Genomic DNA, 24712 nt, shown 5'->3' with positions numbered 1-24712 from the left:
AAGTTATAAGACTGTAACGCGCAGATACTTTTGCCGACTAAAACTGCAAATATTTTAATTCATGAAAAAGCTGATATTGATAATGTTGCCCTTGTTGTTTTGTATTGCCGCCACGCGGGCGCAACAAATAACGGGCAATGTTAAGGACGATCAGGGAAAAGCTTTATCCGGAGCAACTGTAACACTTAAAAAGGTGAAAGACTCCACCCTGGTTAAGCTGGCAGCTACCAATGCAACCGGTCAGTACTCATTTACCGGTATCAATGCAGGTAGCTATTTTGTAGCAGTTTCCTTTACGGGTTATGCCCCTAAAACATCTGCCGCAATTGACGTAAATGGCGCCGGTGACGTAACAGTGCCTGAAGTGGCATTGATCAAAACTACAGGGAACTTAAAAGAGGTAGCGGTAATAGCCCGTAAACCTATGGTGGAAGTGAAGGCCGATAAAACTATTTTGAATGTAGAAGGAACCATTAATTCTGTTGGTCAGGATGCGCTTGACCTGTTACGTAAATCGCCCGGTGTAATGGTCGATAAAGACGATAACCTGACTGTAAGTGGTAAAAACGGTGTGCAGGTGTTTGTTGATGGCCGCCCAACCCCATTCACAGGAAAAGATCTGTCGGATTATCTGAAAACCATTCAGTCATCTTCCATTGAAGCTATCGAGATCATTACCAACCCTTCTGCCAAATATGAAGCGGCCGGTAATGCCGGTATCATCAACATCAGGCTGAAGAAAAACAAAAGCTATGGTACAAATGGAACAGTAAATGCTGGTTATAATATAGGTATTACGCCAAAATACAATGGTGGTTTCTCACTCAACAACCGCAATAAGTATGTAAACGTATTTGGCAACTATAATTATAACGATAATCCCAACGAAAACAATATTAACCTGCACCGTGAGGTAGCTGATACCCTGTTTGATGGCAAAACGAAAGTTAATGTAGGGAACAAGAGCCATAACTTTAAAGCGGGCATGGATTATTTCATCAATAAGAGAAGTACGATCGGTGTTATGGCAAATGGTTCTTTTTCCAATCAGGAAATCAACAACTACGCGCGTACGCTTATTTCTTATATACCTACTCAGGAGGTTGACCGCATACTGATTGCCAATAACACCAGTACGAATAAGAAGAATAACATCAATGGCAACCTGAACTACCGGTATGCCGATTCTTCAGGCCATGAGTTGAATATCGATGCAGATTATGGCGCTTATCGCAACAAGAGCGATCAGTATCAACCCAATGATTATTACAAACCACTCGACGAAACCAAACCGACCTATAGCCGCATATACTTTATGAATGCGCCAACCGATATTGATCTGTACAGCATTAAGGTCGATTATGAACAAGGTTTTAAAAAGGGTAAATTAGGATTAGGCGGCAAGATCTCATTTGTAGAAAGTAACAATGATTTCAGAAGGTATGATGTGGATGCGGGCGACCGGCAAACAAGATATTATGATTCTTCCCGGAGTAACAACTTTGTATACAAAGAGAATATCAACGCCGGTTATATCAACTACAACAGGCAGTTCAAAGGCTTTATGATACAGGCTGGTGTACGGGTTGAAAATACCCACGCTACCGGCCGCTCTCAGGGTTTCACCTGGGATGCCAGCCAGGGTAAATATGTTCCATACGATTCCTCGTTTACCCGTGATTATACCAACCTGTTCCCCAGCGCAGCTATCACGTTGAACAAAAAACCCATGAGCCAGTATAGTTTAACCTTTAGCCGTCGGATAGACAGACCCAATTACCAGAACCTGAATCCATTTGAATTTAAGATCGATGAGTATACCTACCAAAAAGGTAATACCGGATTAAGACCACAGTATACAAACAGTGTGGGCATTACGCATACTTATAAATACCGGCTGAACACCACCCTGAACTATAGCCATGTAAAAGACATCTTTTCGCAACTGGTTGATGTAACAGAAAAGTCGAAGGCATTCATTACCCAAAAGAACCTGGCCACACAGGATATTGTGAGCCTGAACATCAGCTATCCATTCCAGTACAAATGGTACAGCATCTTTGGTAACCTGAATACCTATTATTCAAAGTACAAAGCTGATAATGGTCCAGACCGGAAAATTGACCTGGATGTATTTGCATTTAATTTCTTTGCACAACAAACTTTCCGTTTGGGCAAAGGCTGGACCGGTGAAATGAGCGGCTTTTATACTTCACCCACCATTTGGCAGGGTACTATTAAAAGCAGTTACCTCTGGAGTGTAGATGGTGGTTTTCAGAAAACAGTCTTAAAAGGCGCTGGCAATATTAAAGCTTCGGTAAGTGATATCTTCCATACATTAAAATGGAAAGGTACTACCGATTATGCCGGACAGCATTCTGTAGCCAGTGGTAATTTTGAAAGCCGTCAGTTTAAACTGAACTTTACTTATCGCTTCGGTAACAGTCAGGTGAAAGCAGCCCGCCAACGTAAAACCGGTGCTGAAGAAGAGAACAAACGTGCAAATGATAGTGGTGGTGGTGGAATCGGTGGCGGTTCTTCCAAATAATAAACAGGGATACCTATATAAAAATCCTCCCCGGCCAGCCGGGGAGGATTTTTTTTACTTAACATATAACTTCCCTACTTTGCATAGGTTGTAAAAAAAACTAATCACTATGCGTGTATTTGCGGGAAGTTTGTTTTTTGCTGTAATAATTTCGGCCCTGGTTTACAGTTGTGCGCATAATCCGTATGCCCAAACCAACAGGTTTTACAAAAAGCAGGCAAAACAGTTGGCTAAAGATTTAAGACCTGTTCCCAATAAACTCCTGCTCGATTCAGCCATTATGCCGGTTTATGCAGTTGGTACCACCAACTTCGACTTGCGTAAACCCAATTTTGTGATCATACATCATACTGCACAAAACTCCTGCGAGCAAACGTTAAAAACGTTTACCCTGGAACGTACGAAGGTGAGCGCCCACTATGTTATTTGTAAAGATGGCACCATCCACCACATGTTGAACGATTACCTGCGTGCCTGGCAGGCCGGTGTAAGCAAGTGGGGAAATTTTACCGATATCAATTCAAGCAGCATTGGCATTGAGCTGGACAATAACGGAAGCGAACCATTTCCCGAAGCGCAGATCACCAGTTTGGTAAAATTACTGGATACACTGAAGAGACATTATGCGATACCTGCTGCTAATTTTATTGGTCATGCCGATGTGGCGCCGGGCCGGAAAAATGATCCCAGCCACTACTTTCCCTGGCAGGCTTTGTCGCAACGGGGTTTTGGATTGTGGTATGATACTACGGCCGTAGTGGTGCCTGAATATTTCAATACTACCCAGGCATTGCGCATTATCGGGTACAATGTAAAAGATACCCTGGCCGCCATCCGGTCGTTCAAGATCCATTTTGTACCGCAGGATACTGTTATGATAAAGACATTAACAGAGGATGATAAAAAGATCCTGCTCGATCTCTCGCGCCGGTATCAATAGTTTAGTGCAGTTCTTCGCAGAAGTAACCAGCGCGTTGCAGGGTGTCTTCCACTGAGCGGGGACAAAGGTCAACGGATTCAATACGAAGGATCTTGTCGGAGTCATCGAGGTCGACATTCCAGCGGGAAATACCCTGCAGATTATTGATATGGGGTGTTACCGCATTGATCTGTGCTTTAAAGCGCAGGTTCGTTTTAAATACAAGCACTTCCATAAACATAGGCTTTAATGAAAAAGCAGGTTTATTTATTTTCGGCTTCCGGTTCATGAGTAGGGAAATCACGATCATTAAAAGGACCGCCCCGCCAGCCTCTGCAACGGGTCTTCCATTCATCTTTGAATCGCTGTTTTTCTTCGGGCGTCATCTTTTCCCATTTATCAAGCATTTTTTGCCGGAAGCGGTTCCTGAATTGTTCTTTTTTATGAGCAAAGCCACCAAAGCCACTGAATAATATTTTTGATAATACCAGTATGCCCAGCGCCTGCCAGAAAGTGATTTGTTTTACGCCCAGTACATCAGGCAATATGCCATTCCACAAGGTCATTACTATAAAGCTAAACACCGTGACAAAGACTGCACAGAATACCAGGATCATAACAGCTTTGCCAAACCAGAATCTTCGTTTCATGTTACACGTTGTTTAATAATTTAATAATTCATCTTTCAACACACTTAACCGGTTACGCAGGTGTAACACTGCATAGCGTTTGCGGCTAAGCAGGGTGTTCACGGTTTCGCCGGTTCGTTCGGCAATTTCCTTAAATGGTACTCCTTCCAGTTCATTCAATATAAATACCTGCCTTTGTTCTTCGGGTAATTCACTGAGCGCAGTATTCAATTCTTCCCAAAAAAGGGTGCGCAGGTAGTCTTTCTCGGGGTTATCGCTGGCATCAAATAAAAACTCCGTCCAGTTAAGCCCGCCTTCTTCACTTTCTTCTTCCCCAAACAGATCCTCCAGGGCCTCCGGTTTCTTTTTTCGTTGCCGGTCTATTATTTTATTACGGGCAACCGTAAACAGCCACGCAGTCATTTGTTCAATAGGCTGCGTGTTACCAACAAACTGGTAAAACACATCCTGCAATATATCTTCAGCATCGGCTTCATTGTTTACCCGTTTGCGGATAAAGCCCATGAGGCGTTTGCTATAGTCGGTAATGACCTGCGTTATATTGCGTTTCCTGTCTGCCGTCATGCCAGGTGCTATCGTAAGCGTGTCCTTCATGTATTATACAGGAATAGACGGCTTGCAGATAGCAATATTTTAAAGGTGGTGAAAAAAGTTGAAAGGTTGGTGTAAATTGTAATATGAAATTCGGAAAACTGCCTGTGTCTGAACTAGATACAGTGGATTTTACACTTCCACCTGAACCTGCCGGAAATAAAAAGATCCTGGGCGGGGCGAAAAAGCCCGCCGTAAACATACGAGTTGGCTGCCCGCAATGGGGAGTACCGGGCTGGCTTGGGAAAATATACCCGGCCAAAGCAAAGGAGAAGGATTTTTTGAACAACTACGTACAGCACTATAATTGCATTGAACTGAATGCCACACATTATAAAATCTACGACCCGGCCGCCATTACCAAATGGGCCGATAAAGCCCATGGCCGGGATTTTACTTTTTGCCCCAAGCTGTTCCAGGGCGTAACACATCAGGGCGGTTTAAGGGGCCGGGAAGGTATGATCAATGAATTTTTGCAGGGTGTAAAGGCATTTAAAGAACACCTGGGCCCATTGTTTATACAGCTAAGCGATTCGTTTGGCCCCAACCGCAAAGAAGAGTTGTTTGCATTTTTAAAAGCACTGCCTAACGATATGACCTTCTTTTTGGAAGTGCGGCATCCCGACTGGTTTACACAGGAAGCCATCAGAAAGGAATTCTTCAATACGTTGTATTTGTTGAAAAAAGGTGCAGTTATAACTGACACCCCAGGCCGAAGGGATTGCGCACATATGCACCTGACCATGCCCAAAGCCTTTGTTCGGTTTGTGGCCAATAACCTGCACCCGACTGATTATACCCGTCTGGATTCGTGGATTGAACGGATCATCAACTGGATTGAACAGGGATTGGAAGAACTGTATTTCTTCGTACATATGGATGGTGGTGAATTGTATTCCCCTGAACTGATCATATATCTCACCAATAAACTCAATGCCGCTTGTGGTTTACAGTTAATGCAACCGCATTTTATAGAACCGGATGGACAGGCTGCCGGTACACAAATAAAGTTTTTTGATTAAGACCGTGATACCTTATTGGTGCCTTTTGAAGCCTCTTTGCTTTCTCGCGCCCCGAGGAAACATAGAGAAGACATAGAGGATCTATATCACTGTTAGGTCGCTGCATTTTCCAGTCACGGGATTGCTTTCATAACAAACTATTTGCTGCTGAGTTGGGAGCCGCCCCGCAAACCGGAGCGGCCCGGGAAACACATAGGATGGCTTAACGGAATGGTTTAATTATGTTGTTACCTGTTCAATAGCGGTGAAGGTGTACATGTGTCCGCCAGCTGGCGGAACGGCGGTCAAATAGTGGTACTGCCCGTTACAAAAAAGATCTAAACCTGATGGATATTGTACGTTACAACGCCCCAGATACCCAGTGAATCGCAGGATGCATCAACTTCAATGGTTGCGTGCTTTTTGCTTTCGGGCAACAGCCGCACTTTGTTGAATGTTTTTTCGAGCCGCCTGATGAACATTTCTCCATTGAGTATGGCTACCACTACTTTGCCGCTTTCGGCTTTTATACTGCGATCAACAATAATTGTATCTCCATCATAAATGCCGGCGCCAGTCATAGCGTCGCCGCGTACACGCATAAAAAAAGTAGCTGGTTTATTACGGATCAATTGTTCATTCAGGTCAATACCGCGTTCCATGAAATCATCTGCGGCAGCGCCAAAGCCAGTGGCATCGGCTGTTTTAACATCCTCTTGCGGGAACTTGTTTGTTCCCCGGTGCGATGTTCCATGAAAATTTTCCCCCTCCATATAATTTAATTTTTGGTGTACTAAATTATTTAGTAAATTTATGCTAAATTGTTGATCCAATAAAAAATGATTTATGAATACCGGGTTAGTAAAAAACACGCCATTCGACTGGAATGGCAGCGGTCATCGGGAATATAAACTGGTCATATATCCTGATGCCGTTGTGTATGAAAAGATTATGGCGGAGAAACAACGCTTCTTTATGAATTATGGCTTAGAGAATGTGACCAAAACATTTCCCTATATAATGGTGGCGGGTTTTTATGCGGGGGAAGGTATGGAGGAAACCCTGATCCGGTGGATACAGCGCATATGCAGCCAACACAACAGTTTTGATGTAATACTTAATAATTATAGTGGCTTTCCACAACACAGCATTTACCTGCGGATGCAAAATCCACAACCGGTACAACAACTCGCCGGTCAGTTAAAAATGCTTGACAACCATGTGAATGCCATGGCCGGCAATACGATCGACCGCATACCACATATTGCCCTGGCCAGTGAATTACCAGAACCGGTTTATCATAAAGCATTGCCTTTTTATTCCCGTAAAACATTCCGGGCACATTTTATGGCAACAGAACTGGTTTTGCTGGGCCGCGATCATCCCTTTGCTGCACCTAAAACCATAAACGTATTTCGTTTTTTACCAGCTAATCATAAATCATATAGTGAAGTGGCCTGAGATATTATTTCATCCCTAAAAATTCAATTATGAAAATCAATATTCAGTCTATACCCGGTTGCAGAATTAATGAATACATGTTGGTGTTGGCTCCGCATGAAGAATTGCGTAATAAAATTGCAAAGGTCAGGAATGAGTTCAGCGAAAAATATAAAAATTCCGCGGCCCTCATTGGCAAGCCGCATCTGGCACTGGTGCGGTTTACCCAATTGGAGATGATGGAAGAACGGCTGGTGAATCGCCTGAAAGTGGTGGGCATGGGTTTTCAGCCATTTAGAATATCATTGAAAGATTATGGAAGTTTTCCATCGCATACCATATTTATAAATGTTACAACAAAAATCCCGATTCAAAACCTGGTGCGTGAAATACGTGATGCACAGCGCCTGATGAAACTGGATAATGAACATAAACCACATTTTATAGATGAACCGTTTATTGCTATTGGTCGCAGACTGGTGCCCTGGCAATATGAAAAGGGCTGGCTTGAATATTCACACCGACAATTCACCGGTTCCTTTATAGCCAGTCATATGTTGTTTCTAAAACGCCGGCTGGGCGATAAATCCTGGCAGATAGCACAACGTTTTGAATTTATGAATTTACCCGTTACGACAAAACAAGGGGAATTATTTGTATAGTCATGCTTGTAGTGGTATTGTTTTAAGCTTTCAAATTTTAAAAAATGGGGACCACCTCCTATCCCGATTTATCGGGATGGGAGCGTCGTACGGGGATAGCAGTGTGAACCTTATCTATGAAGCAGATTGGTAGTGTGATAAATAAAAAGGTACAATATGAAAGAGATAAAGCGTGATAGTTACCGGGTTACCCCAAAGAAAATGGAAGAGCCTGAAAATTATAAAAAGGGCCGTGGCGCCCAGATAAATACAAAGAACCGGTTCCTTAAAAACCAGCATGTACAGGAACACGTAGAGGGCATTGACGACTGGACCGAAAGACAGGAGCCCACCCAATACCTGGAGCAGGAAGCTAAAAGCCTGGTGAATAAAGTAACCAGTCCCGATGTAGGCATGTGGTATAGCATGAATCCTTATATGGGTTGCGAACACGGTTGTATATATTGTTATGCCCGCAATGCCCATGAATACTGGGGTTATAGTGCCGGGCTTGATTTTGAAAGAAAGATCATTGTAAAGACGAATGCTCCGCAGCTGCTGCGTAAGTTTTTAATGGACCCCAAATGGGAAGGCATGCCCATTAGTTTAAGTGGCAACACCGATTGTTACCAGCCGGCCGAACAAAAATACCGGTTAACCAGGTCCTTACTGGAAGTATGCAATTCCTTTAATCAGCCGGTAGGCCTCATTAGTAAAAACGGCGGCATGGTTCGCGATAAAGACATTCTGAAAGAACTGGCCAATAAGAAACTGGTATCTGTAATGGTTACCATCACCTCACTTAATGAAGACCTGCGGCGGGTAATGGAGCCGCGTACCACCACCAGTATGCAACGTTTGCGATTGGTGCAGGAGTTAAGCCAGGAAGGTATTCCGGTAGGCGTAATGATGGGCCCCATGATACCGGGGTTGAATGATCACGAGATGCAACGCATTATGCTTGCAGCGAAAGAGCATGGGGCCACCTCTACCGGGTATACGTTTGTAAGGTTGAACGGATCGGTTAAACTACTGTTTCACGACTGGCTGTATAAAAACTTTCCCGACCGGGCCGATAAAGTATGGCATATGATAGAGCAAGGCCATGGCGGTCAGGTAAATGATACCAGGTTTGGGGTGCGTATGCATGGAGAAGGCGATATTGCCGGGATCATTGCCCAGCAATATCGAAAATACGGTAAACTGTATGGCATGAACGCTGAAGAACGTGATCTGGATACCACCAGCTTCAGACGACCGGGTGCCCAGGGAAGGTTATTTGATTGAGAAATTAATGGAGCTCCCGCCTTCTTTTTTTGTCAGGATCATTTGTAGTACTTCTTTGATGCGTACAATCTCTTTACATAAACCGGCAATTTCCCGTGCATTGTCCAGGATGTTAAGTTGGGCAAGGGATAGTTCCACTTCCCAGATCTTTCCCCTGTAATAATATTCCATTACTTCCAGTGAGTCGGCCATGATAGGTTGAAAGGAGATGCGGGTAGTTTCATTTGACGAAACATTGTCTGATTTACTAATAGAGGAGTGTTGCTGTCTCATGGAATTAAAATTAAAAGTTATAAAAGTTCAATTGGGCCTAAACTTTCACCTGTGACTCGGGAATGGTTTATCTGGTTTACACGAAGTTCTTTGATATAGCCTTGAGGAGCAAGCGCTAAAGTACCAAAAGTAGCAAGTAGTAGCTGTAGATAAATTAAGTAGTTCTACGGATTTTATGGGAGGTATTAACAAATATCTTTAGCACCCGTTTAACTCTAAAATTTATTTATGGCAACTAACATGAAGTCTTATCTGACTTACCCTTTAGTACTTATTTTCTCTTTAGGAGCTTTGTTGATCAGCTCTTGCGGAGGAGGAACTCAACCAGGTAAAGATGAAATTTGCATCAAGAACCCGAAAGACACAACGGACCTTGGTAAAAGAAATCACTTCATTCCTGTGATGAGTATCGATATTTATAAGAAGGATTTTGAAACAGCGCGCGATACCATTAAACAAAGAATTCCGGATATTATGATCCCGGACTATGAGATCTTCAACAGAGCTTCAATAGTTGAATACTTACAGGACAGTACTGTGGTGGGCCTTAAGTTTTACCATGGTATTAAACCAGGTAATGAAAAACAAAGAGCATTGCGTCTTATGATCGTAGGCGTAGATAAGAATGGCAAAAACGTTTACCTGAAAAATAAAAAGGATGCATTAGGCGCCCAGTCAGGCAGTGATGATGGTGGTTTGGAATATGGCCAATGTAACCCGCCTTGCGAGATTCAGCCTTAATAGCATTTATTACCCTAATTCAATGACCGAGATTTCAACCGTACAATGGATAGTACCGTACGTTTTATTTTAAGTTTGAGCATCGGTATTGCTGTAATAATCGGGATAGTAAGATTTCGAAGGATAGATCAGTCTTACTATCCCTTCATTTTTAATTGTATTGCAGCTTTATCAGTGGAAATATTGAACCGGATCTGGGATGTAACAGACAACCGGGATGCATTCACCTTTGTATTAAATGTTTTTTCTTACGTTGACTTCTTTTTTTTCCTTTGGCTTTTTCACAACTGGGGCCTGTTTAACAGGAAAAAATCAACGTTTATCGCCATTGCGAGCGTTTTTTTTGTAATATGGTTAGTCACCAATATTATCTTCTCGAACTTTATCAATAATAATAACTATTTTTTCATACTGTATGCGTTTGCGCTGATCTTCTTCAGTGTAAATACTTTTAACAAGATGGTGGTGCATGAACGGAGCAGCATTTTCAGGAACCCCAAGTTCTGGATTTGTTTGGGAGTGATAATTTTTTATTCGTTCTTTATAGTTGTTTTCACAACAGGCTTATCATTATTTGAGCATAGTATGAGTAAGCCATTCAGGGCAGAACTGTGGGCGATAAGTGTGTATTCTAACTTATTGGTTAATATTTTGTATGCAGTAGCAGTAATATGGATACCCAGGAAAAAGAGCTTTACCAGTCTATTTTGATAGTGGTGGCGGTAGTGGGGATAATTTTACTATATTTCATTATCACCATCATCCGCTATCAGCGTCGCAGCCTGAAACTGCATAAGGAGAAAATACAGGCTGAAATAGATACATTGGAAAAAGAACGCCGGCGTATTGCCTCTGATCTTCACGATGAACTGGGGCCTCTGCTGTCTGCTGTAAAACTTCAAATAAACAGCCTCAATACTACCGACACCGAAGATGAGGCAGTGATCGGAAAATCGAGTACCCACCTGGATAGTATTATCCGGAAACTACGGGAGATCTCCAATAACCTGATGCCTAATACCCTTATACGAAAGGGGCTTCAAAAGGCCATTACCGAGTTTATTGACAATAACCGGAATGTATATGGATTAGAAATAAGATTTATATGTGAGCAGGATGTTCACCTGAATCAATATAAAGAGGTCAATCTTTACCGCATTATCCAGGAAATTCTTCACAATACCATAAAACACGCCCAGGCTAGCCTGCTGATCATAAAAATTGTAACCGAGGGTAACCGCCTTTTGCTCATGACTGCAGATAATGGAAAAGGTTTTGATTATTTTACAAAGGTAAAAGACAATCCCGGCCTTGGACTTCGTAACTTGCAGAGTAGGACCGAGGTGATGGGCGGTGAACTTACCTGTCATTCAGAGCCTGGTAAGGGCACCACGTATACAATTGAAATTCCACTTTGACCAGAACCAGGTATTATGAAAACATATGGCAATATAAAAGTTGCTATTGCTGACGATCATGAGATTTTCCGGGACGGCTTGCGGGCAATGTTGCAAAAGCAGCAGGACATACTATTGGTAGCCGAAGCTGCCAATGGTAAAGAATTGATTGAACAGGTGAAATCACAGGAACCTGATATTGTGATCAGTGATGTGAAAATGCCGGTAATGGATGGGGCTGCCGCTACCCGCCACCTTTCTGAACATTACCCGCAAGTGGGTATAATTGCACTAACCATGTTCGATGAGGAAGACCTCATTATCGATATGCTGGAAGCCGGCGCCCGCGGCTATCTTTTAAAAAATGCCGATAAGAATGAAATCATAGAAGCCATTAAATCGGTTTATCAGCAGCAACCCTACTATTGCCGACATACCTCCAACAAACTGGCCCAAATGGTGGCCAAAAGCAAGTTCAACCCATACAAACAAAAACAGAAACCCGAGTTCAATGAACGGGAGGTGGATATTGTTGCGGATATCTGTAATGGCCTCACCAGCAAACAAATTGCTGAAAAAATATTCCTGAGTGTACGTACCGTGGAAGGGTTACGGTTAAAGATCATGGAGAAAATGGAAGTAAAGAACACCGCCGGCATTATCATTTATGCCATCAAGAACAACCTGTACAAACCAAATAATGTATAACGCTCCCGTATAAGCTTTTTCACTGAATACCATCTTGTTGCCTTTATTTAATGGGTACGTATAGCCGAAGAGAATAACGGTGCTGTATGTTATCAAAAAAATATTTTCAAAAAAACTTCACAAAATATTTGGTGTAATTGAAAAATTATTGACACCTTTGCATAAACAAATCAACAAACATGTTACGCAAACAATCACATATGGTGCTGAACGGCTGGAGTCCGATAGAGGACTTTACTGTTTGCGGGGCGTGTTACGCTGATGAATAAGTTGAAACAACTAATTCAATATAACACAGGCCCCGCAAGGAATTGCGGGGTTTTTTATTTTTTGGCTGTTTAATAAAATAACGACGAAAAGGGAGTGCTATGCCCGCGAACGGGTAAGCTATATTCATATGTGTGTAGGAGTTAGGTGAAGCGGGGGTAAAACAAATAAATCATAATTGCTTATGAAATTTAAAAATAACAACATCTAAATAATCAGAAGAAATTGATGATACAATCACTACAACACATACAAAGTAGGACGATGGATAATACGAAACGATTTATCCAATGGAACCCGTGTGCAATTGCAGTAGTGGTGATTTATTTCAATGGTGGCAATAGTGAGGTTTATGATGTGCCAATACGACCAGGTTGTGTTTAAACGAAACTGTTAATGCAGGAATCGAATAACAAAAAGCCCGGTCGACAAAACGACCGGGCTTTTTTATTTAACCAAAACAACTTCATGAAAGAAGAAAAAGGAGTGTAGATGATGCAATTAGTAGTAGCAGTTTTTATGATCCGGGTGATCATTGCTTTAATCAGCGACAAAACTAAAGACAGAAAAAACATCGAGCAGGTTAATGATAAACCAGTAGATGCAAGACATCCTGCCGGATTCCAGATTCGATAGAAAGTAATTCAAGATACGTATTCAAAAGGAGGAAAAATAAGCGTCCGTCGAAAGGCGGATGCTTTTCCAAAAAACATTCATTGATCATTAAGCCTAACTAAAATAAGCCCTTATGAAAACAAGTAGCGGCGGCCATGACCGCTACTAAACATAGAAGTATTCCGGTTGGTCGGATACCCCGTTTGGATCGGGGAGGCTGTGGGTTCGAGTCCCACCTTCTATACACAAGCAGTACAAGCGTTGATGGTTGCGCTCCTGACTTCCAATCAGGTGGATAGAGTTCGAATCTCTAGTGCTGCTCACTGGTCCGTTAGTGTAAAGGCTAACACGCCTGATTGTCTATCTGGCACTACGAGTTCGAGTCTCGTACGGACCGCGTAAATTATTGAGTGGTGTAATTGGTTAAGCATATCAGTCTTTGACACTGATGGTGTTGGTTCAAGCCCAACCTCAATAACAAATGGTGCCTGTAGCTTATCCGGTAAAGTGTCCTGCTGTGAACGGGAAGAACAGGGTTCGAACCCCGCAGCGCACCCGAAACCGGCTTATAGTTCAATGGAAGAATGCTGTGCTACGAACGCAGAGATAGGAGTTCGAATCTTCTTAAGCCGACAAAAATATATTTTAGTACGCAAATGTGCTGCGCAGACAGGTATGCATATTTGCTGTATCAAAGAAAGAGGCAAATATTTTAAAATTAGTTCCTGATACGCAGGTGTGTTGCGCAGTATAGCTGGCAAATTTGTTGAATCAAAAATGGCCTGTAGCTCAATGATTGGAGCAAGTGCCTTATACGCACAAGGTTACCGGTTCGAGCCCGGTCAGGCCAACAAAAAAAGATTGCTTATAACGGCCCGTAGCTTAGTTGGCTAAAGTACCCGGCTTTTAACCGGGGGAGCATGAGTTCGAATCTCATCGGGTCGACAAAAAAATGGATGAATAGCTCAATGGCAGAGCGTTCCCTTGTTAAGGGAAGGGTTGTAGGTTCGAGTCCTGCTTCATCCGCAAAATGGTCTGTTCACCTAGTTGGTTAGGGTACCGGTCTTTCGAACCGGGTGGATGAGTTCGATCCTCATACAGACTACCAGGTGCTTTGGCAGAGATGGTTCTATTGCGCTCCGTTGAAGGCGGAAATATTGTGGTTCGAATCCACGAGGCACCACACATACGGTTCTAATGTAATGGCAGCATGATAGTCTCCAAAACTGTCAGTCTTCGTTCGAGTCGAAGGAGCCGTGCTAAAAATTCAGGTTATGCGTACTCGTGTAATGAAATAGTTAATGAGCTATTCTTTGTAAGCAAAGGAGCAAACATCTATTAACTATTTTAAAATAAAATATGGACAACTTAATTACGCAGAAGGTGATCAATGCAAATAGTTTATTTGATCATCGCTTTCTGGATGCGAATGTATTATACATGTACCATTTTAACCGGCTGCCCAGTGTGAATTTTATTAGTCGTGTTGATGGCGAAAAGTTATTCAATGTAATAAAGGAAAAATACGGCAGTCAAATAAAACACATACACCAACGTCATTGGTACAAGAAGTCGTGTAAAAGATATGAATTTGACAGAACAGTGCTTGTGTTTGAAGGGAATCGGATGGTTGAAGTGGCTAATGACTATTGCGAAATAATGCATGATGGTTCATGCCCTGAATGGGTAATAACCATAACTGAATTAGCCGGTCAGTGCAAAGAACGGCAAAGGCGACAACCGTTTGAGATCAATTTGATTGTACAGGGTAGTGATGGACTGGAGCTAAAGGCAATGGAGACGAAGCGTACAAAGCTGGATATAGATCTTTTTTACGAAGATGATTTCAGAGAAACAGATGAGGTTATCAGGCAGCGATTGAATAAGAAGAATGACAAAGGGATTGTTTTATTGCATGGATTACCGGGAACTGGAAAAACGACCTATCTGCGCTATTTAATAGGAAAAGTAAAAAAGCGCGTATTGTTTTTGTCACCAGGAATAGCATGCAACCTGATGGATCCTAATTTCATTGATTTGCTGGTCAATAATCCAAACACGGTTGTGGTTATTGAAGATGCAGAGAATATCATCATGGATAGAAGATACAATTCAAGCTCATCTGTTTCGAATCTGTTGAATATTTCTGATGGGTTACTGGCAGATTTTCTAAATGTACAACTCATATGCACCTTCAACAATTCGCTTACGATGGTAGACAGCGCCCTGATGCGGAAAGGAAGGCTGATAGCGAAATATGAATTTGGCAAACTGAGTGCAGCAAAAGCGCAGCGGTTAAGCAAACATCTTGGGTTAGATACAACTATTAATCAGCCCATGACCATTGCAGAAATAGCCAACCCGCATGAAAAAGAACAACCGGCAAACAGGGTAGAAGTGATCGGATTCAGGCAGCATGTAATTCAAAATTAAATACACAGAATGGAGGTATGTCATGGAACAACAACAGCATTGGAGAAAACTGGATGGTACAAGAATAACCAGACCCATTGAAGATGAAGTACGGGCCGTTTTGGTTCGTGAAAAAGAAATGGGACATACATTGAAAGTATGTATTGGTACCGACAGTCAGGTTAAGGGTAAAGAAACAGAATTCGGAACGGTGATTGTATTCGTTCGAAAAGGGAAAGGCGGTTTTATGTATATACACAATGAGACCACCCTGCAGAAAATGAATATCAAACAGCGGATGTTGACAGAAGTTTCAAAAAGTATTGAGATCGCTTACGCATTGTGTCGCCTGTTTACTATTTACAATGTAGATATGGAGGTACATGCCGACATCAATACCAACCCTAACTTTAAAAGTAACGATGCGTTGAAGGAAGCCATGGGGTACATAATGGGGATGGGGTTTGTATTTAAAGCCAAACCGCATGCCTTCGCCAGCTCAACCTGTGCCAATAAGGTAGTACAATAACTAACACATAAGCTTTTCCGGAGTTTAATTACTCTGGAAAAGCTTCTAAAAAATAATATATGAAGAAGAGTTCACTGTTCATAATGACGCAAAGAGTAGGAATGGTGCAATGGCACCGCAGTGTCCGATTGAAACAAATACAATCATTATGGACAGCAAGTTGGTTAAGCAATACGGTACGGAAATTCTTTCGTATCGACTGCGTACTGTAAGGCAGAAAAAACGCATGCAGTATGAAGATTTTGATAAAAAGTTATTGCGTTTAAAAAAAGAAAGAAACAGGTTATATCGACAGGAAAAAGACCTGGGTTATGAGCCGCTGATACCACCCGTACAAAAGGGCTGGAAACGTTTTTTTGTGTTGCGCGAGGATGTAGCCCGCAGTAAACACGCTGAGTTCTTTGAGAATATTCTGAAAAAGATAAACACGTATGACTGGAGCTATAGAAAAGACTTCAGGGTGAGAAAGAGGCGCTATGGCAGAAATAAGTACGGAGTAAAAACACAAGCCCTACTGCGTCCTTATGAAGATCACTTTCAACGGTTAAATTTTACCGATGTTGAAAAGAGTTTCTTTTATCCGGCATTGAAAATGGACCATAAAGGACGATTCGAAAGGTACTTTGTTTTTAGCGAGCTCTGGCGGTTTGTGTTGCGGGTACGGCCCAATATGATAGACAAAGTGAAAAGAAGAGATGAGGTAATTGAGAAACGGTTGGCGGAAATAGAGGATTACCTGGAATGGAATAATTATAAGTGCCGATTGGAAAAATTGACGCAGGGGGATTGCTGGCGTAGAAAATGGCGGGATGACTTTAGATTTTCTGGCAAAAACCCCTGTAAGAACAGACCCATTCACCTGATCTTACAGGATATTGATGAAGGATTATTGTAAAATATTATGTTCATCCGAAAGGATGTATAAAGAGCTTCCTTAACGGGAAGACTGGTATTTGCCCGACGTAAACAACCAGGTTCGTGTTTCAAAGAAGCACAACAGTGCAGACGTAGTAACTATCTGTATGCTGTGTTGAAATCGGGATGTGCCAGCGATTAAAGGGATCTATGGGTCAAGGGTTCGAGTCCCTTTCCTGCCACGGCGGGGTAGCTCAGTTGGTAGAGCAATGGATAATCACTGTAGGTTCGAGTCCTACATCCTTCAAAGAAGGATTGGCGAAACTGGTAAACGCAAAGCATTCTTAATGCTTAAATCAGGAAGTACACCGCTTCTTAAAAAATGGTGATCTGATTTAAAAGCCGGGCTTATTTATCGGCGGCCCCGCCAACAGGCGGGCTCGCAATCTGGTAACTGCCTGCAGGCAGATGGCTCATGATGGGGTTTATATTACTTTATCGGGGACCTGTTTATTATGATGCTTTAATAAACAGCTTGTTGAGGAACTGGTATAGCGATCATCAAAGAAAGTTTGCTTCCGCAATTACGGGATGGTAAGTATTACCCGGCTTTTATTTAACTAACATGAAAAAAGAAAGTACAATGAAAACTATTCGTGTAAATGCATATGAAGTGGCCCTGGTATTTAAAAAAGGTGCTTACCAACGTATACTGAAAGAAGGTAAATACTGGTTCTGGGGAAATGAAACCGTTAAAATATACAATGTAACGCAGCCATTCAATGCGCCTGTTGAACTGAACATCCTGTTGCAGGATACTGACCTGGCCGATGCACTGCATGTGGTTGACGTAAAAGATAATGAAATTGTACTGCATTATGAAAATGGTTTGCTGAAACAGGTATTGACTGCCGGTCGTTACACCTTTTGGAAAAGTGTTATCCAGTATGATTTTGTTCGCGCTGATATAAGCAAAGTGGAGATCACCGAAAACATTGATCGTGCCACCCTGCAACACAGGCTGCTAACGTCATATGTACGTAGCTACTCAATAGATAGCTTTGAGCAGGGCGTACTGTTTATAGATGGAAAGTTTGTGCAAACCCTTACGTCGGGCGTGTATTTCTGGTGGAAGAATGGAATATCCATCATAGTAGGCAAGCAGGATATGCGTAAGCAACAGGTAGAGGTCAACGGACAGGAAATTCTGACTAAAGATAAAGCTGCTTTGCGTATAAATGCCTGGGCACAATATAAGGTGAATGATATTGAAAAGTCGCTGGTACAAAACAAAGATTTTAGTAATCAGTTGTATGCCATCTTTCAATTAGCGCTGCGTGAGTACATAGGCGCAATGCCTTTCGATGAGTTGTTGGAGAAAAAAGAAAGTATTACTCCTTATATTTTGGAAACAGTAAAAGCCAAAACTGAAGCACTGGGCGTTGAGGTTGTTGGTTTCGGCATCCGTGATATCATTCTGCCAGGTGATGTAAAAGAGATCATGAACCAGGTGTTGATTGCTGAAAAGAAAGCACAGGCCAACACCATTATGCGTCGTGAAGAAACAGCCAGCACCCGTAGTCTGTTGAATACTGCCAAACTGATGGATGAAAATGCTATGCTGTGGAAACTGAAGGAGATGGAATATGTAGAAAAAATAGCAGAGAAGATCAGTAGCATCAGTGTAAACGGTAATGGGGTATTGATAGATCAGTTGAAACAAATTTTAGTATCGCAGAAATAACCTGAAGCCACAGAGGTGGTTAGGTAACTTGTAAGTTGTATAGCCTTGAGAAGTAAAGCAGGTCCCGCTGGTCGGCGGCGGGACTGCTTTTTCAATCAGCTGGTTTATGTCTGCGATAATTAACTGTAAGAAAAAAGCAGTGTATGAAAACCGAAGTAATTAACATTATTGAAGCAGAGCTGATGCAAACCTTTGAGGAATTGTTCAAATGGTTTTATATTGATAAGGAATTATTGAATTATGCGCCCAATAATAAAGGTTGGAGCATTCGTAAGATCCTGGAGCATATTTCATTGACGAACCAGTATTTACTGATGTTAATTAGTAAGGGCACCAGGAAGGCGCTGGAAAGGTCAAAGAAAGAAGATTATGCAGAAAGGGTAGTTGATTATGACCTGGATTGGCAAAGAATGAAAATAATTGGCGAGCATAATTCGTTTGTATGGAACCGCCCCGGCCATATGGAGCCGCGTGGCAAAATGCGGCTTGCAGCTATTCAGCAGGAGCTGGAATCACAATTGCAGCAATGCCGTATACTGTTGCGCAAAATGCCCCATGGCGAAGGCGCTTTGTATAAAATAATGATGAGCGTAAATAACCTGGGAAAAATTGATGTGTACCATCACATTTATTTCCTGGTGCAACATGCAAAAAGACATCTTACCCAAATAGAACAGGTTGAAACTGAATTTAACCTGGGGGTTTAAAAAATAATTTATGGCGAAATTGAAAATTTCAGGTAAGGAATTAAGAGCTATAGGATATCCGGAAGGTCCTGTGATAAGTATAGCGATGAACGTGATGGAGAAGAATTACAAGCATGAGAAAAAGGAGGAAGTGATGGAGTTATTGAGAAAAATATTGAGTGCACCCGTGGAATACGAAAATGACGCGGTGCTTGGGTTGATAGCAGAGCAATTGATACCAAAAAAGGAAACCGAACCCGGAGAAACCATTGAATTGAATGCTACCGGTATTCATTTTAATGTATTTGGTGGAGAGAATATTGAAGAAGGCGCTACGCATCAGATGGAACTGGCCAGCCGCCTGCCAATTAGCGTAGCTGGCGCCTTAATGCCCGATGCGCATGCCGGCTATGGTTTGCCTATTGGTGGTGTACTGGCAACAGAGAATGCCGTAATCCCCTATGGAGTAGGTGTTGATATCGGTTGCCGGATGTGTTTAAGTGTTTTCCCGATCAATCCAAAGGAATTGATACAACGGGAACATTTCTTTTCACGCGAATTAAATGAAGCCACTTTGTTTGGTAGTCCGGGTTTGTTTGATACGGCTACTGACCATGAAGTGATAGAAAGAAAGGAGTTTAATGAACTGCCTTTATTGAAAGGGTTGCAGGCAAAGGCCTGGCGACAGCTTGGGTCGAGCGGTTCGGGTAACCATTTTGCAGAATTTGGTATTATAGAAGTAGGTGAGAAAGATGCAATACTGGGTGTTGATGCCGGAACGTATATCGGGTTATTGACCCATTCCGGTTCAAGGGCACTGGGTGCCAATATCGCCAACCATTATACAAAAATTGCCAGAGAAAAAAGACGATTACCTGGCGAAGCGGCCAATTTAGCCTGGTTGAATTTAGACGAGCAGGAAGGGATAGAATATTGGATGGCGATGAACCTGGCCGGTGATTATGCTTCTGCCTGTCACCACGTTATTCATGCCAAGATTGCGAAAGCAATTGGAGAACAGCCATTGACAATGGTTGAGAACCACCACAATTTTGCCTGGAAGGAAATGATGATTGGTCCCGATGGAAAAATGAAGGAATTGATCGTTCATCGTAAAGGTGCAACGCCTGCGGGTAAAGATGTATTAGGGATCATTCCCGGTTCAATGACCGCGCCCGGTTTTATTGTGAAAGGAAAAGGAGAAACCGCTTCCGTTTCGTCTGCATCACATGGAGCCGGAAGAAAAATGAGCCGTAGCAAAGCATTGAACTCCATTACGCAAAAAGAGCTGAAAGAGCAATTGCAACGGCATGGTGTGAAATTGCTGGGCGGTGGACTGGATGAAGCACCGAATGCCTATAAAGACATTGAGGTAGTAATGAAAAGCCAGTCGGCTTTAGTGGATGTTGTAGGTAAGTTCTCGCCCAAAATTGTTAGAATGGATGGAACGGCGCCAAAGAAATGGCAAAAAACGAATTCCATGGACGGTGAGTAATATGATCTATGTCGTCCTGGTTCAACGGTGCCGGCATAATCATTTACAATGCTGGTTCCTGAGGCATTGAGATCATATCAAAAAGATAAGAAAGCGGACATTGCTCCAGTATAACCCGGTGCGATTGTCCGCTTTCTTCTTTCCATTTTATTAACCTGATCGAATCACCCTCGATTTCGATGCCGGTTATATCGCCATCAGAAAAGCAACAACAGCCACTATTAAAATAAGAAGGGATTACCATGGTTTTATGAAACTGTTTGCCGGCATATTCCGCTTTTCTTTTTTCCAATTCTACTTCCAGGCTTTGTATAACAGCGGCATCCTGACTGGCTTTGGCTTTTTCCAGGGCTTTATTAAGCCGTTCAATATGATCGAGCGAAGCGAACACGGGTTTATGTGTGTGACCTGAAATGAACACCAGGTCTTTTTGCGTGGCACTCCATTCGTACATAATGATGTTGTGTTTATCGACCAGCTCAAATGAATCGGAGGTGGAATTGATACTGATCTCCAGAAAGCGTTGCAACGGCGTCCAGATAGCAGCTACAAACCAGGTGCTGAAGGCATTGCCATCACTTTTTTTATCACCCTGGTGGCCATGTGTACAAAATATAGAATAGGGCCGGTTGTTATAGGTTGTAGTGAGTAAGATGCCCTCATATATTTTTAGCTTGTCGCCAAAGAAAGGTTTTAAAAACCGGTTGCGGGGAAAATCGTATTTCCATTGCAGATCGTGGTTACCAAAGGTGCGATAATAGCGGTCCTGTTGCAGAAAGCGTAATTCAGCCTGAAAATCTGTCTGGTTCTTCTCCATTACAATATCCGGTTTGTTTTCCCATAACTCCTCACAATCGCCCAGATTGATAAACTGATAGCCATTGTCATAATAGTAGTTCAGGGCGTTCAGGTAATTCTTTTCAGCCAGCCGAAAGTCATCAGCCGCATCCCTGGCACCTTTGTGTTCATCTGAAAAAATAACAAACCTGCCGGTTGGTAACTCGAATGGAACTATAAGGCCACTGCTTTCTTTTTTGTTTTGAATGTTTTTGAGTAACGCTGATAATGACGCAAATACCTGATCTTTTTTAGGTGAGGAAGAAAGCCGCTCTGCCAGCCAGGTAACCGGTTTTTTAAATAAGCGTTGCAACAATTTTTTCATAGTGTAAAAATCAGGGTTTTTTGAATTGCCTGAAATTTATTACTTTAGTAAGATAGCAATTCACAGTCGTTTAAAATTCAGTACGGTTGACTGTTAACATGGCATTAAAACGGTAAAGCCTGGTTCTCTCCCGAATCCCTGCCCAACTATTTCAAACAGGCAGATCGATCGATAAAACAACCAGAACTGTCTGCGAACAAAATACAAGTTCAGATGAAACAACTATCGTTTGTTCCCCCTGCTAATTTACAACGTTGGTTTTGGGTATTGCTGGCTATTAATTGCGTGTTTATTATTGCCTCAAAATTGTATATGCAGCCACTGGCCACAGCTGAAATTGTTCGTTTTGAGCTGGCCAAAGACCTGAGAGTAGCTGAAAAAATAATACAGTATTGGGAAACATATGGCAAACTACATCATGCCATCATTGGAATTTATATAGATTTTTTATTTATCCTTCTATACACCTCGGGATTGTCTGTGGCCTGTATTTATTTTGGCCGGTTAAGCGGTCATGAAATACTGATGCGTATGGGTAAGTTTATTACCTATTTGTTAATTGTAGCCGGTATCTGCGATGTTATTGAAAACATTGCCATGCTGAAAAGCCTGCAGGATGCGCCCACCCATTGGTCAGTTTTGCTGGCTTACGATATGGCCACTACCAAGTTCTCCATGGTAATTCTGTCGGCGCTGTATATAGCCATCTGCCTGGTATTTCGCCTGTTGCGAAAGATTGTGTTATAGAGAGCGGTTTATACTTTGATATAGATTTTCTTTTTGTCCATATAATACACGATCAGCCAATAGAAGGCGATCATGCAAATGGCATAAAGCAACGAACCGTTTTTGAGGTTTGATGAAACAGGTTTGCAAATATGCTCATAGAACCAGGGAAAGGCGCTTGTATACACTTTCTTACCCTCGTTGTCTGTATAATCGACCCAACGGAAGAGGGCAATTACGCGCGGCAGGAAGCCACTCAGGAAAAATATGAAGAGGGCATTTTTCCCAAATACGTCAAAAAAGCGGCTCCATGCTCCTTTAGCTTCTTTGAATTCAATCAGGAATATACATAGGGAAAGCGCCAGAATGGTCAGTCCCGTGGTATACAACACATAGGAGCTCGTCCAAATTTTCTTATTAATAGGAAACACCATATCCCAGGCGTAGCCGGTAAAGATGAGGATACAACCAGCAACAAACAGGTGTGACAGCATCTCAAAATTCTTTCCTTTTTGCTGAATGTAAAATCCTATAAAATAGCCAAAGATCACCTGTACAATGGAAGTAAGCGTACTGGTGATGCCTTCGGGATCAAAAGCTACACCTTCGCCATGGTACATGTGTGATTCGCCCAGAATGGCTTTATCGACGTTCAACCCAAAATAGCCGTTTATGCTGTATGGGTCACCTGCATTTCCGAAAAACAAACACAAAACCCAGTAGCCCAGCAATAGCACAATGGCGCTTACAAAAGCGCCGCGTATTTTAAAGAAGTAAATGATCAGCGATGCAAAAAAGTAGCTGAGGGCAATACGTTGCAGAACACCCAGAATTCGTATGCCTGTCAGGCTGCCATTGGCGCCAGCATATTCCCAGGCTTTAAAGGTGAGGTGGTCATTGTCCCAACGAATAAAAGGCGACCAGTTCAAAAAGAAACCTATCAGAAATATAAGGACTGAGCGGGTGATCACTTTCTTAAGAAAGGCTGAAGTGCCTGCTTCCTGAAGCCGTGGCATAACAAATGCAAGCGCATTCCCTACGGCAAACAAAAAGAATGGAAAAACGAGATCGGTAGGGGTGCAACCATGCCAGGGCGCATGTTCAAGCGGAGCATACAGGTTAGACCAGCTTCCCGGGTTATTCACCAAAATCATAAAAGCAACCGTGGCTCCCCGGAAAACATCAAGGGAATAGAAGCGTTTTTGCAAGATATTACATTTAATAGGAAAGATAAGGAACCTGTAAACAGGAAACAAGCTATTGGCGGCATACCAGACATTTCTCTATCTGTAAAAGCCATGCGTTTTTCTGCGAACAACTGGTAGCTTATGCCGTGTAACAATATTTATTAAATCAGGTACGTTTTTGGCGTGGCGTATAGAACCGGCTGTTATACAAGTGTTCAACGATCAAAAGGATAGATATTATTTTTCTTTCATTAGTAAAATAATGGGGGTATTAGGCTTTCTACTGTTTATAATCGGGTTTTTGAGTGACGAAATTATACCTGTGGTTTATAAATGATGAAAGATTGATTGTTGAAATGATTATTTACCTTGCGCCAATCGGTAAAAGGGGCTAAGTGGGTGTATTAATTCCTTTTAATGTGTTTTTTAATTTATTGGTAATAGATTGGGACTGAGAAAACGGTATTTTTAGTTGAAAAATAATAGTTTAAGATTTTTTACACATGTTTATACACATTAAAAAACACCTATATTTGCACCCGTTCCGGTAGCATTTGCAGGCTTTTGCCAATGGAAGTACCGAATGGTTAAAACTTCCATGCTTTTAAATAAAAACATGGAAAGAATTCCTGTGTCAACGCTAATTGTTACACTAAATAAATTTAATGATGGAAGGGTATAAGGAGTACTTCATTGAAGCTGCTCACTTATACCCTTTTATTATTGTGTCTGTTGAATAGTAAGTGTGCGTTTAATCTACTGAAATTCAATTAGTTGCAGATAAAATCTGTGACTGAGCAGGCGAAGCTCTGCTCCATCATTGCCGGGATTCAGTCAG

24 protein-coding genes and 9 tRNA genes are annotated in these 24712 nt (G+C 42.1%); 26 read left to right on the top strand and 7 right to left on the bottom strand.

The genetic code is table 11. From position 1 onward, the window contains the following. Window positions 1–61: 61 nt before the first annotated feature. Window positions 62–2548 (top strand): TonB-dependent receptor, encoded by a 2487-nt coding sequence (locus BMX95_RS01835; RefSeq protein ID WP_242673092.1) that lies wholly within the window; start codon window positions 62–64, stop codon window positions 2546–2548. Between the two features lie 109 nt (window positions 2549–2657). Then, a complete protein-coding gene (locus BMX95_RS01830) occupies window positions 2658–3488 on the top strand; it encodes an N-acetylmuramoyl-L-alanine amidase (RefSeq protein WP_081199181.1) in 831 nt (276 codons plus the stop codon). A 1-nt stretch (window position 3489) separates the two neighbouring features. Here BMX95_RS01830 and BMX95_RS01825 read toward each other — a convergent pair whose 3' ends face one another. From BMX95_RS01825 to BMX95_RS01815, 3 genes are read right to left on the bottom strand one after another with little or no spacing between them, the layout of a single operon-like run. Beyond that, on the bottom strand, window positions 3490–3702 hold the full coding sequence (locus BMX95_RS01825) for a hypothetical protein (protein WP_081199887.1): 213 nt from the start codon (window positions 3700–3702) through the stop codon (window positions 3490–3492). A gap of 28 nt (window positions 3703–3730) precedes the next feature. Then, entirely contained in the window at window positions 3731–4117 is a 387-nt protein-coding gene (locus tag BMX95_RS01820) for a hypothetical protein (RefSeq protein ID WP_081199183.1), read from the bottom strand. Between the two features lie 12 nt (window positions 4118–4129). Then, complete coding sequence (locus BMX95_RS01815; RefSeq protein ID WP_081199185.1) at window positions 4130–4711, bottom strand: RNA polymerase sigma factor; 582 nt, start codon at window positions 4709–4711, stop codon at window positions 4130–4132. Window positions 4712–4794: 83 nt separating this feature from the next. Between BMX95_RS01815 and BMX95_RS01810 the strand changes: the two genes are divergently transcribed. Next, window positions 4795–5730, top strand: coding sequence for a DUF72 domain-containing protein (locus tag BMX95_RS01810; protein ID WP_081199188.1), 936 nt, complete (start codon window positions 4795–4797; stop codon window positions 5728–5730). A gap of 317 nt (window positions 5731–6047) precedes the next feature. On the opposite strand, the gene BMX95_RS01805 is transcribed toward BMX95_RS01810, so the two are convergent. Further along, window positions 6048–6482: a LexA family protein gene (locus BMX95_RS01805; RefSeq protein ID WP_081199190.1), complete on the bottom strand. Its 435-nt coding sequence runs from the start codon at window positions 6480–6482 to the stop codon at window positions 6048–6050. Between the two features lie 73 nt (window positions 6483–6555). Here BMX95_RS01805 and BMX95_RS01800 point away from each other — a divergent pair, with 73 nt between their 5' ends. From BMX95_RS01800 to BMX95_RS01790, 3 genes are all read left to right on the top strand, one after another. Next, the gene (locus tag BMX95_RS01800; RefSeq protein ID WP_081199192.1) at window positions 6556–7170 is read left to right on the top strand and encodes a 2'-5' RNA ligase family protein; all 615 of its coding nucleotides are present in this window, start codon (window positions 6556–6558) and stop codon (window positions 7168–7170) included. Window positions 7171–7199: 29 nt separating this feature from the next. Next, window positions 7200–7811, top strand: coding sequence for a 2'-5' RNA ligase family protein (locus BMX95_RS01795; protein WP_081199194.1), 612 nt, complete (start codon window positions 7200–7202; stop codon window positions 7809–7811). Window positions 7812–7967: 156 nt separating this feature from the next. Then, a complete protein-coding gene (locus BMX95_RS01790; protein ID WP_081199196.1) occupies window positions 7968–9077 on the top strand; it encodes a PA0069 family radical SAM protein in 1110 nt (369 codons plus the stop codon). Here BMX95_RS01790 and BMX95_RS01785 read toward each other — a convergent pair. Beyond that, window positions 9066–9350, bottom strand: coding sequence for a hypothetical protein (locus BMX95_RS01785; protein WP_090519264.1), 285 nt, complete (start codon window positions 9348–9350; stop codon window positions 9066–9068). The genes BMX95_RS01790 and BMX95_RS01785 overlap by 12 nt on opposite strands. Window positions 9351–9578: 228 nt before the next feature. Between BMX95_RS01785 and BMX95_RS01780 the strand changes: the two genes are divergently transcribed. The 19 genes from BMX95_RS01780 (at window position 9579) to BMX95_RS01690 (ending at window position 20799) form a co-directional block, all read left to right on the top strand. Then, entirely contained in the window at window positions 9579–10091 is a 513-nt protein-coding gene (locus BMX95_RS01780) for a hypothetical protein (protein ID WP_133053892.1), read from the top strand. 671 nt (window positions 10092–10762) lie between these two features. Beyond that, window positions 10763–11509 (top strand): sensor histidine kinase, encoded by a 747-nt coding sequence (locus BMX95_RS01770; RefSeq protein ID WP_081199204.1) that lies wholly within the window; start codon window positions 10763–10765, stop codon window positions 11507–11509. Between the two features lie 15 nt (window positions 11510–11524). Further along, window positions 11525–12196 (top strand): response regulator transcription factor, encoded by a 672-nt coding sequence (locus tag BMX95_RS01765; RefSeq protein WP_081199206.1) that lies wholly within the window; start codon window positions 11525–11527, stop codon window positions 12194–12196. Between the two features lie 759 nt (window positions 12197–12955). Beyond that, window positions 12956–13099: a hypothetical protein gene (locus BMX95_RS34805; protein WP_165758881.1), complete on the top strand. Its 144-nt coding sequence runs from the start codon at window positions 12956–12958 to the stop codon at window positions 13097–13099. Between the two features lie 150 nt (window positions 13100–13249). Next, a tRNA-Pro gene (locus tag BMX95_RS01760) sits at window positions 13250–13322 on the top strand. Between the two features lie 5 nt (window positions 13323–13327). Beyond that, window positions 13328–13399, top strand: a tRNA-Gly gene (locus BMX95_RS34800). 4 nt (window positions 13400–13403) lie between these two features. After that, window positions 13404–13475, top strand: a tRNA-Asp gene (locus tag BMX95_RS01755). Window positions 13476–13482: 7 nt separating this feature from the next. Next, window positions 13483–13556: transfer RNA gene (locus tag BMX95_RS01750), tRNA-Gln, on the top strand. A gap of 84 nt (window positions 13557–13640) precedes the next feature. Next, window positions 13641–13711, top strand: a tRNA-Arg gene (locus BMX95_RS01740). Between the two features lie 145 nt (window positions 13712–13856). Further along, window positions 13857–13929: transfer RNA gene (locus BMX95_RS01735), tRNA-Ile, on the top strand. A 20-nt stretch (window positions 13930–13949) separates the two neighbouring features. Continuing rightward, window positions 13950–14023: transfer RNA gene (locus BMX95_RS01730), tRNA-Lys, on the top strand. Between the two features lie 9 nt (window positions 14024–14032). Next, a tRNA-Asn gene (locus tag BMX95_RS01725) sits at window positions 14033–14104 on the top strand. 6 nt (window positions 14105–14110) lie between these two features. Further along, window positions 14111–14186 (top strand) — tRNA-Glu (locus tag BMX95_RS01720). A 251-nt stretch (window positions 14187–14437) separates the two neighbouring features. Beyond that, window positions 14438–15511: an AAA family ATPase gene (locus BMX95_RS01715; RefSeq protein ID WP_081199210.1), complete on the top strand. Its 1074-nt coding sequence runs from the start codon at window positions 14438–14440 to the stop codon at window positions 15509–15511. Window positions 15512–15533: 22 nt separating this feature from the next. Next, entirely contained in the window at window positions 15534–16019 is a 486-nt protein-coding gene (locus BMX95_RS01710) for a ribonuclease H-like YkuK family protein (RefSeq protein WP_081199212.1), read from the top strand. Between the two features lie 148 nt (window positions 16020–16167). Then, window positions 16168–16914, top strand: coding sequence for a hypothetical protein (locus BMX95_RS01705; protein ID WP_081199214.1), 747 nt, complete (start codon window positions 16168–16170; stop codon window positions 16912–16914). Between the two features lie 603 nt (window positions 16915–17517). Next, window positions 17518–18618, top strand: coding sequence for a slipin family protein (locus BMX95_RS01700; RefSeq protein ID WP_081199889.1), 1101 nt, complete (start codon window positions 17518–17520; stop codon window positions 18616–18618). A 143-nt stretch (window positions 18619–18761) separates the two neighbouring features. Continuing rightward, window positions 18762–19325, top strand: a complete 564-nt coding sequence (locus BMX95_RS01695; RefSeq protein WP_081199216.1) for a DinB family protein — start codon at window positions 18762–18764, stop codon at window positions 19323–19325. Window positions 19326–19335: 10 nt separating this feature from the next. Further along, window positions 19336–20799: an RtcB family protein gene (locus tag BMX95_RS01690; protein ID WP_081199218.1), complete on the top strand. Its 1464-nt coding sequence runs from the start codon at window positions 19336–19338 to the stop codon at window positions 20797–20799. Between the two features lie 43 nt (window positions 20800–20842). Here the strand turns inward: BMX95_RS01690 and BMX95_RS01685 are convergent, their stop codons facing one another. After that, window positions 20843–21961, bottom strand: coding sequence for a metallophosphoesterase (locus BMX95_RS01685; protein ID WP_081199220.1), 1119 nt, complete (start codon window positions 21959–21961; stop codon window positions 20843–20845). Window positions 21962–22174: 213 nt separating this feature from the next. On the opposite strand from BMX95_RS01685, the gene BMX95_RS01680 reads away from it, so the two are divergent. Beyond that, complete coding sequence (locus BMX95_RS01680; protein ID WP_081199222.1) at window positions 22175–22708, top strand: hypothetical protein; 534 nt, start codon at window positions 22175–22177, stop codon at window positions 22706–22708. 8 nt (window positions 22709–22716) lie between these two features. Here BMX95_RS01680 and BMX95_RS01675 read toward each other — a convergent pair whose 3' ends face one another. Continuing rightward, window positions 22717–23895, bottom strand: coding sequence for an acyltransferase family protein (locus BMX95_RS01675; RefSeq protein WP_081199891.1), 1179 nt, complete (start codon window positions 23893–23895; stop codon window positions 22717–22719). Between the last annotated feature and the right edge of the window lie 817 nt (window positions 23896–24712).

The organism is Niastella yeongjuensis (genome assembly GCF_900110245.1).
GTDB lineage: Bacteria > Bacteroidota > Bacteroidia > Chitinophagales > Chitinophagaceae > Niastella > Niastella yeongjuensis.
The sequence above is the reverse complement of the archived record's forward strand: the minus strand, read 5'-3'. Positions and strand labels throughout refer to the sequence as shown.